At 69.4% G+C, this 3,105-nt stretch carries 4 protein-coding genes; 2 read left to right on the top strand and 2 right to left on the bottom strand.

Features of this window, described 5'->3' with window-relative positions:
• Together Q0Z66_RS12330 and Q0Z66_RS12325 are read right to left on the bottom strand one after the other, a co-directional pair.
• On the bottom strand, positions 1-851 hold an 851-nt coding region (locus Q0Z66_RS12330), incomplete at its 3' end, for a lyase family protein (protein ID WP_298041589.1).
• Position 852: 1 nt separating this feature from the next.
• Positions 853-1,305: a low molecular weight protein-tyrosine-phosphatase gene (locus tag Q0Z66_RS12325; protein ID WP_298041591.1), complete on the bottom strand. Its 453-nt coding sequence runs from the start codon at positions 1,303-1,305 to the stop codon at positions 853-855.
• Between the two features lie 202 nt (positions 1,306-1,507).
• On the opposite strand from Q0Z66_RS12325, the gene Q0Z66_RS12320 reads away from it, so the two are divergent.
• Together Q0Z66_RS12320 and Q0Z66_RS12315 are read left to right on the top strand one after the other, a co-directional pair.
• On the top strand, positions 1,508-1,771 hold the full coding sequence (locus Q0Z66_RS12320) for a hypothetical protein (protein WP_298041587.1): 264 nt from the start codon (positions 1,508-1,510) through the stop codon (positions 1,769-1,771).
• Complete coding sequence (locus tag Q0Z66_RS12315) at positions 1,768-3,063, top strand: hypothetical protein (protein WP_298041586.1); 1,296 nt, start codon at positions 1,768-1,770, stop codon at positions 3,061-3,063. Before Q0Z66_RS12320 ends, Q0Z66_RS12315 begins: the two co-directional genes overlap by 4 nt.
• Positions 3,064-3,105: the final 42 nt, after the last annotated feature.

Raw genomic sequence — 3,105 nt, 5'->3', positions numbered from 1 at the left:
TCGGTGGCGAGGTTGTGCAGGATGCCGCCGGCGTGACGCATGCGGTCGTAGAGCTCGACCTGCCAGTCGTGCGACTCGATCTGGGTGGTCAGTACGTTGAAGCCCAGGCCGAGGCCCTCGACGTATTCGCGGGCGATGGTCGGCCAGTCGGCGTCGGGGTCGGCCGACAGGTGCGCCGACCAGGTGCCGGTCGCTCCCGAGAACTTGGCGAGGAAATCGGATGCAGCGATCTGGGCGCGCACGCGCTCCAGACGCCAGGCGAACACCGCGAGCTCCTTGCCCATGGTCGAGGGGGTGGCGGGCTGGCCGTGCGTGCGGGAGAGCATCGCGGCATCCGCGTGCTCGACGCCGAGGGCGCGCAGCTTCTCGATCACGGCATCCAGTGCGGGCAGCCAGACATTCTCGACCGCGCGCTTGACGGTCAGCGCGTAGGAGACCGAGTTGATGTCCTCGCTGGTGCAGGCGAAGTGGGTGAGCTCGGCGATCGCGTCGAGGCCGAGGGTCGAGAGCCGGTCGCGCACGAGGTACTCGACGGCCTTCACATCGTGACGGGTGACGGCCTCCTTCTCGGCGAGCCAGTCGATCTCGTTCTGCCCGAAGTCGCGGTAGAGGCCGCGCAGGCGCTCCTTGTCGGAATCCGAGAGGGGCGAGGTCTCGAACAGCGAGCGGTCGGTGAGGGCGATGAGCCACTCGACCTCGACCTCGACGCGGGCGCGGTTCAGGCCCGACTCGGAGAGATAGTCGCCCAGCGGCGCGACGGCCGGACGATAGCGGCCGTCGAGAGGGCTCAGCGGCTGGACGGGGAAGGTGTTCGGCGTAGTCAGGGGAGTCCTCCTGATCGGGCCCCTCACCTCAGATGCGGGGCGTCGTGCGGCTGGGTCGCAACGCGGGTTCGAGCTGACGGAACAGGCCCCTGGTCGCGGTCTCAATCATAGTCAGCACCGAATCGAACATCCCGTCGTCGGCGTAGTAGGGGTCGGGCACGTCCAGGCCGTGAGCGTCGCGGTCGAACGACAGCAGGAGCAGCACTTTGCCCTCCTGGTCCTCGTCGCGGGCCCACTCGCGCAGGATGCGCTCGTGGGTGCGGTCGAGGGCGATGACGAGGTCGTTCTCGGCGAAGGATGCCGCGGTGAACTGCTTGGCACGATGCATCGAGCCGTCGTAGCCCCGGCGGTCGAGCGCCTCGATCGTGCGGGAATCGGCGCGCTCTCCGACGTGCCATTCGCCGGTGCCGGCGCTCGTGGAGACGAGGATCGGCCCGAGGCCCTGATGCTCCGCGAGCTCGCGGAAGACCACCTCCGCCATGGGGGAGCGGCAGATGTTGCCCGTGCACACGAAGATGACGCGGAAGGGGTCCGACAGTGTCACAACTCCCATTGTGCAGGTCGGTGATTCTTCTGCCCAGCAGTCACGCTCTCTTTCTGCACATCCGATGGCCCGGGCGATCGGCGCACGGATCCCGCCTGCGCGAACGGCGGGCGCTCCGGCCCCGTCACAGGCTGGGGGCATGCTGAACACGATCGCCGCCGATGGCGGAACCTCCGAGATGATCTGGCACGCGTATGCGGCGCGCCGCGCTCTGAACGATGCGGTCTGCGCACTCGAGGGCGCAGGCGCGGCCCTCGCCTCGCTCGTCGAGCAGACGATGTGGCAGGCGCAGGGGGTGCGCGAGCTCAATCTGCGGGTGACGGACGCAGCTGAGCGCACCGCGTTCGAGCTGAGCGAACTGGCGGTGCGGATCGGCGAGATCGACCGGGTGGTCGGGGCATGAACGGCCAGATCGAGATCACGCACGGCGGGGCGATCGCCGTCGATCCCGAGGCGCTCCGACAGGTCGCGGACTCCCTCTTCGCGCTTTCGCCGGGATTCGCGGATGCCGCGGCCGCCGTGAGCACGGCGCTCGGCCATCTGAGCTCGGGCGCCGGATTCTTCGGGGGCGGAATCGGACAGCTCGCGGCGGCGACCGAGCGGTGCGAGGCCCTGCAGGCCGAGTGCGCCAGCGGGGCGCGGAGCACGCTACTCATGGCGGATGTGTACGAATTGGTCGAGCTGCGCGCCGAGCTCGCGGCGCGGACGATCCGCGACGACGCGGCGGCGACGCTTCTGCTGCAGGCGCGCATCGCGGCGCTCACCGCATCGGATCCGAAGATCCTCGAGATCGAGGAGCAGATGATGGCCCAGTGGGAGCAGAAGCGCTTCGAGGGGCTCGACCGTCAATTCGACACGAGCATCTTCGGCCCGATGCGGATCGATCTGGCGGGCCTGATCTTCGCCGCGGCGGCCAAGGTCGGGGCGGGTGTCGGCCCGCTCGCCCCCGGCGCGACCCTGCAGAGCAGCGGCGGCCCGGTACGGGTGAGCGCGGGGCAGACGCAGCACGGCATCCGGCCCCCGACGAGTCTCGCCGAGGCGTTCGGCCGCTTCCCGCAGAAGGGGTCGGATGCGCAGCTCAAGGTCGAGAAGTACACGATGCCCGATGGGCGCAACCGCTTCATCCTCTACGCCCACGGCACATCGTCCGCGGGCATCGGCGGTAAGAACCCGCTCGATCTGAAATCCAACCTCGAGCTCTACACCGGCAAGGAGTCGGCCTCTTACGCCGCCACGGTGCGCGCTCTCGAAGAGGCCGGCGCCGAGGCCGGAGACCGCGTCGATGTGTGGGCCCACTCGCAGGCGGCGATGAACTCCGCCTACCTCGCCACCCAGAGCCACTTCGACGTCGGGCTGCAGGTGACGGCGGGCAGCCCCGTGCATCCGACCCTCGAACCCGGTCAGCAGATCATCGAGCTCCGCCACACCGACGACATGATCAGCGCGCTCGCCGGCGGCGGTTCCCCCGGTGGCAGCGGCTCAGGCGACAGCATGGTCGTCACCCGCGTCGGGGATCCGCTGCCGGGCGTGCAGGATGTCGCGCTGAAGACGCACTGGCTCGGCGAGTACATCGACACGGCAGCCCTCCTGGACGCCTCGGACGACCCGCGCATGGCGAGCATGGAGCAGTACTGGAAGGAGCTGGCCGAGGCGGAGAGCGTCGTCTCGACCGAGTACGTGGCCGAGCGCGGATGAGGTCAGCGGCGGCGCTTCTTCTTCTGCGGCCGCAGGATCGCG

The organism is uncultured Microbacterium sp., assembly GCF_947632095.1.
GTDB lineage: Bacteria > Actinomycetota > Actinomycetes > Actinomycetales > Microbacteriaceae > Microbacterium.
The sequence above is the reverse complement of the archived record's forward strand: the minus strand, read 5'-3'. Positions and strand labels throughout refer to the sequence as shown.

Excerpts from the sequence above, each read along its gene's own strand:
- Q0Z66_RS12320 (WP_298041587.1), top strand. The coding sequence starts at position 1,508 with ATGCTGAACACGATCGCCGCCGATGGCGGAACCTCCGAGATGATCTGG.
- Q0Z66_RS12315 (WP_298041586.1), top strand. The coding sequence starts at position 1,768 with ATGAACGGCCAGATCGAGATCACGCACGGCGGGGCGATCGCCGTCGAT.
- Q0Z66_RS12325 (WP_298041591.1), bottom strand. The coding sequence starts at position 1,305 with ATGGCGGAGGTGGTCTTCCGCGAGCTCGCGGAGCATCAGGGCCTCGGG.